The sequence below is a fragment of the Chitinophaga sp. genome (genome assembly GCF_036569185.1).
Lineage (GTDB): Bacteria > Bacteroidota > Bacteroidia > Chitinophagales > Chitinophagaceae > Chitinophaga.
Genome location: NZ_DATCRD010000412.1, coordinates 1 through 5,049, shown reverse-complemented (window position 1 = coordinate 5,049; position 5,049 = coordinate 1). Strand labels below are relative to the sequence as shown.

Annotated in this window: 5 protein-coding genes and 1 tRNA gene; 5 read left to right on the top strand and 1 reads right to left on the bottom strand. The window is 48.5% G+C overall.

Translation table 11 applies throughout. The features are described 5' to 3' along the window. Nucleotides 1-180: winged helix-turn-helix transcriptional regulator (locus VIM72_RS30840; protein ID WP_332006638.1), on the top strand; the 180-nt coding region annotated here is incomplete at its 5' end. A gap of 59 nt (nt 181-239) precedes the next feature. Here the strand turns inward: VIM72_RS30840 and VIM72_RS30835 are convergent. Further along, nucleotides 240-313: transfer RNA gene (locus VIM72_RS30835), tRNA-Asp, on the bottom strand. 177 nt (nt 314-490) lie between these two features. Between VIM72_RS30835 and VIM72_RS30830 the strand changes: the two genes are divergently transcribed. The 4 genes from VIM72_RS30830 to VIM72_RS30815 all read left to right on the top strand — a co-directional run. Beyond that, a complete protein-coding gene (locus VIM72_RS30830) occupies nt 491-1,333 on the top strand; it encodes a rhomboid family intramembrane serine protease (RefSeq protein ID WP_332006637.1) in 843 nt (280 codons plus the stop codon). Nucleotides 1,334-1,514: 181 nt separating this feature from the next. After that, a complete protein-coding gene (locus VIM72_RS30825) occupies nt 1,515-2,102 on the top strand; it encodes an RNA polymerase sigma factor (RefSeq protein ID WP_332006636.1) in 588 nt (195 codons plus the stop codon). Nucleotides 2,103-2,190: 88 nt separating this feature from the next. Then, nucleotides 2,191-3,378, top strand: coding sequence for a FecR family protein (locus VIM72_RS30820; protein ID WP_332006635.1), 1,188 nt, complete (start codon nt 2,191-2,193; stop codon nt 3,376-3,378). A gap of 334 nt (nt 3,379-3,712) precedes the next feature. After that, nucleotides 3,713-5,049, top strand: a 1,337-nt coding sequence (locus tag VIM72_RS30815) for a SusC/RagA family TonB-linked outer membrane protein (RefSeq protein WP_332006634.1), incomplete at its 3' end; no start/stop codon positions are given.

Here is a 5,049-nt window from a genome sequence, read left to right as displayed (position 1 = left end):
TTGTTCTTTGGCGCTATTGAAAAATGTGCGGAAGAAGGCTTTCCCAAGCGCACCGAATACCGTCTTACCTCACTTGGCGAAAGTATATTGCCCATCCTGGAGCAGATGGACCGCTGGGGCCTTACCCATTCTGAATTCATTAAGGAACGGCAACGGGAGCTGGAAAGTGCGGAGCTGTAGAGATAGGAGGTTGCTTCCACATAAAAAAAGCGGGAGCATCCTGTGATACTCCCGCTTCGCGGACCGGACGGGACTCGAACCCGCGACCTCCGCCGTGACAGGGCGGCATTCTAACCAACTGAACTACCGATCCTTAATACAGACGGGCCTTTCCGCCGATCTATATCCCCCTTTGGGGAGTGCAAATGTAGCAACATTATTTTCAAACAACCAAAATTTTTTTGCAGAAAGCAACAAAGGACCCCGATTTTGATATATTTAAAGTATTTCCCATATTGCAGAGGTGTTTGTAAACGACCCGTCAATAATAATGAGCTATACCGGTATCATCACCCTGGGTATTATATGCCTTAATGTGCTTATTTCCTGGAAAGGATTTAAAAGCCGCACCTTTTTCAATAAGTTTGAGTTTGAAGTGGAAAAGGTCCGGCTATACAGGGAGTACCGTCGTTTGGTTACTTCCGGCTTCCTGCATGTGGGTTGGAAGCATCTTATATTCAACATGATTTCCCTGTTACTGTTTAGCGTAATGCTGGAATCGCATATGGGGCCGGTTGCCTACATCGCTATTTACACCGGAAGCCTCATAGGTGGGAACCTGCTTTCTCTTTACATTCACCGCCGCGAAAGCGATTACAGCGCGGTAGGTGCATCGGGAGCGGTATGCGGGATTATTTTTGCCAGCATTGTCCTGTATCCCGGTATGATGGTAAGCTTTTTTGGATTGTTCCCGGTCCCCGGATGGCTATATGGTATCGGGTATGTGTTATATTCGATTTATGGTATTAGGTCGCGCCGCGATAACATAGGCCACGATGCCCACCTTGGAGGGGCCATGGCAGGGATGTTGATAGGCCTGATAACAACACCTGCAGCCATCCTGCAAAATATGGCTGTTATTATTGCACTTGCGGTGCCCTGTATATTCTTTATGTATGTAATTATCCATAAGCCTTATCTGCTCCTGGTGGATAACTTTTATTATAACCAACATCATACGGCAGGAGATATTGACGATCTGTATAACATGGAGAAAGCCAACCGGCAGAAAGAACTGGATACAATCCTCGACAAAATCCATCATAAAGGCATCAACAGTTTAACCAAAACAGAAAAAGAAAAACTGGAACAGTATTCACGGCAGATCAGCTGATAAAAAGGCGTCCGGTCTTTGCCCTTACCGGATAACACGGCATCCGCATCGGCGCCTGGTGATCCCTGGTAAGATTAAACCCGCTTACAGAGCAACTTCCTGAACAGTATCTGAAAATATATTACTTTAGCAGCGATACCACCAACCTTATCATCAACCATTAGCGTATTCTGCAACAATAATGCACGATAGTATCTATATTGACAAATCACTGTTTCAGCGCATTTCAGAGGGCGATGAAGCGGCGTTTGGTATCCTTTTCAATACTTCCCTGATAACACTGGAACCATTTATACGGAAAATGGTGAAGTCGCCCGAGAGCGCCAAAGAGGTGATCCAGGCTACCTTCCTGCGGGTATGGCTTAGCCGCGACAAGCTCCCCGATATTGACCATCCTAAAGCCTGGCTCTATAGAGTAGCGGCCAACGAATGTTATACTTACCTGAAAAAGGAGGCTACTGAGTACCGGCTGCGGGGTGCAGTGGCTGCAACAGAAACAGAAACAGAAACTGCCACCCGGCAGCTCACTTTAAAAGAATTACATGCCATCATTGAAGAGGCGGTGATGTTATTATCGCCGCAACGCCGGCGCATTTACCAGATGAGCCGCAACCGGGGTATGAAAATACCGGAAATAGCCACTGAGCTGGATTTGTCGCCCAGTTCGGTAAAAAATGCGTTGGTGTTTTCCCTGAAAGCCATACGGGAGCACCTGCGTCGCAACGGGCACGCTATTCCTTTTGTTTACCTGATTTTTATCTGTAAGTAAAAAATATTTTCAGGTAGATAGGTCCTTTATGGCGTCGGCTTATTCTTAGTATCGGGGAGCCGTTTAAATCCCGGTTTTCTTTTAATGCATGCAGGAGCAAAGGGTCATATATTTATTACAGCAGCGGCTTTCAGGTAATGAAACATCCGCAGAGCAGGAAGAATTGTACACATTACTGGAAGATGACGGCAACATGGAAATACTCATGGCCGCGCTCACAGACCTGATGTGGCAGGCGCCTGCCGGCACGGAACCTGTCAACACAGATGCCCGCACCGCTTTGCTGCAAAGTATTACCGGGACTGATCTTATTACTCCTTTCGTGGAAGTTCCCGCGCCGGTGAAAACTATTTACCGCTTCTGGTGGGCTGCGGCTATTACTGCCGGCCTGTTGCTTGCCACGGGGCTGTACTTCCTGTTACGTCCCGTGGCCACTGTGAAACCGGCGCCTGCACTGGCCCAGCGTTATAAAAATGATATCGCCCCTGGAGGAAATAAAGCCATGCTCACCCTGGCAGACGGTTCCCGCATAGTGTTGGATGAAGCGCAGAACGATACGCTTGGTCAGCAGGGCAATACCAGTATCATTAAAACACAGAACGGGCAGGTGCAGTATCATGCCGCCGGCAACACCGCTGTTGTTACCTTTAATACATTAAGCACTCCCCGTGGAGGCCAATACCAGCTTACCCTGCCGGATGGTACACGGGTATGGCTCAACGCCGCCAGCTCCCTGCATTTCCCTACGGCCTTTACTGGCAGCCACCGAACTGTAGAGCTCACGGGGGAAGGATATTTTGAAGTAGCCGCCTTACCCGGAAAACCTTTCCTGGTAAAAGCCAACGGCGCTGATATTACCGTGCTGGGCACGCATTTTAACATCATGGCCTATGCCAACGAACAGGCCATGGCTGTTACCCTCCTGGAAGGCGCTGTGAATGTAGGCCGCAATGGCACGGTAAAGAAACTGCTGCCGGGGCAGCAGGCCCGTATCACCGGGAATAACAGCATCACCGTGTCTGGTACAGACGTACAGGAAGCCGTAGCCTGGAAGAATGGTTTTTTTATTTTCGACCGTGCAGATATTACTACCGTGATGCGTCAGCTGGAGCGCTGGTATGATATAGAAGTGGTGTATGAAGGCGCACCGCCTCAAATGCGCTTTGGCGGAGGGATGCAGCGCAGCCTTCCACTGTCGGGCATTCTCAGGCTATTGGAAAAAAATGGAGTCCTGTTTAAAATAGAAGGAAGAAAAATAACCGTATTACGATCGTAAGCAAGCCATATTTTTTAACACTTAAACTAACCAGCTATTGTATTGAAAGTAATCAGCTAAAACCAGCGCCATTAAAAAACCAGTGATGGGCAAACATCACTGGTCAGCGGCAATAAATTATTCGTGTAAACTCATTTTTATCACCGAAATCAAATGTATGATTTTAACTGCTTTGTTCCAAAACAGGGAGAAGGGAACGTATGCCCCTGCCCGCAGGCCTGATCATCAGCATATCAACACTTCCGGAACGCATCACCACCAATGCAGATCTTACACGCCGGTATTTGCCGGCTCAATGAAAAAAAATAATCTGCCAACCAAAATTTGGAGGATCATGAGGTTATCTGCTCTTTTACTAATGGCAGGCATGTTGCAGGTCAGTGCCAGCAGCACGGCGCAACGGGTGAGCCTGACTGTCAGAAATACGCCGTTATCAACGGTTTTTAGTACCATCAACCGGCAAACGGGGTACATCTTTTTTTATAATTATGATGCACTGCAAACTACCCGCCCCGTTACGCTGGACGTGAAAAACGTTACTATCCAGGAACTGCTGCGCGCCTCGCTGATGGGGCAGAACCTGGAATATGCGATCGAAGACAAAACCATTACCGTTACCCGCATCATTCCGCGCATGCCGGAATTACCGGAGACGCCGGCGCAGATCGTGGTTACCGGCCGTATTACCGATGAAAATGGTATTCCGTTACCCGGTGTTTCCGTGGTGGTAAAGGGTACGGCCAAAGGCACACAAACCAATAACAATGGGGAATATACGGTAGTAGTAAGAGATGAAAATGCGGTATTGTCGTTCTCCTATGTTGGTTATGAAAAACAAGAGCTGGTGGTTGGTAAAAGCGGTGTAATTAGTATACAGCTGAGGCCATCCAACAATAAGCTCACAGGTATTGATGTGGTGAACACCGGCTATCAGACCATTTCCCGGGAAAGGGCCACCGGATCTTTTTCCGTGATAGATCCATACCGTCTTCGCAGTAAACTGAAGCCCGATGTGAAATCAGCCCTGGAAGGACAGGCCACCGGTGTGGTGCTTACCAAGGAAGGCAACCTGGAAATACGTGGTGTGTCCACTCTGCTGGGTACCGCTGCCAGCGCGCCACTGCTGGTAATAGATGGGTACCCCTCCAGCGCGGGACTGGAATCGCTCAACATTGATAACATCGAATCGATCACCGTATTGAAAGATGCCGTAGCTGCTTCTATTTACGGCGCCCGTTCTTCTAACGGTGTGATCGTGATTGCCACCCGCTCCGGCAGGAAAGGCGCATTGCAGGTGGAATATAAAGGGTCCACAGGCATTACCCTCAAACCGGATCTGTCAAACCTCAACAGGGCCTCTTCGGCTGATTATATAGATGCGGAAATGGAGCTGTATAACCAGGATCCTAACAGTTATCTTACCAGTTATAATAACTACCAGAACACCTCCCGGGTAAATTACCTGATGATTGCAAAATCGCAGGGATGGATGAGCGAAAAGGATGTGACGGCGGAACTGGATGCCCTGAAGAAGAACGACGGGCTGGCGCAGATGGAGAAATATTATTTCAGGAACCAGTTCACCCAGCAACACAATATTTCCCTGACGGGTGGCAGCGAAAAAAGTATGCTCAACGCCGCGGTGAGATACGTGTCTAACCAGAATAACAC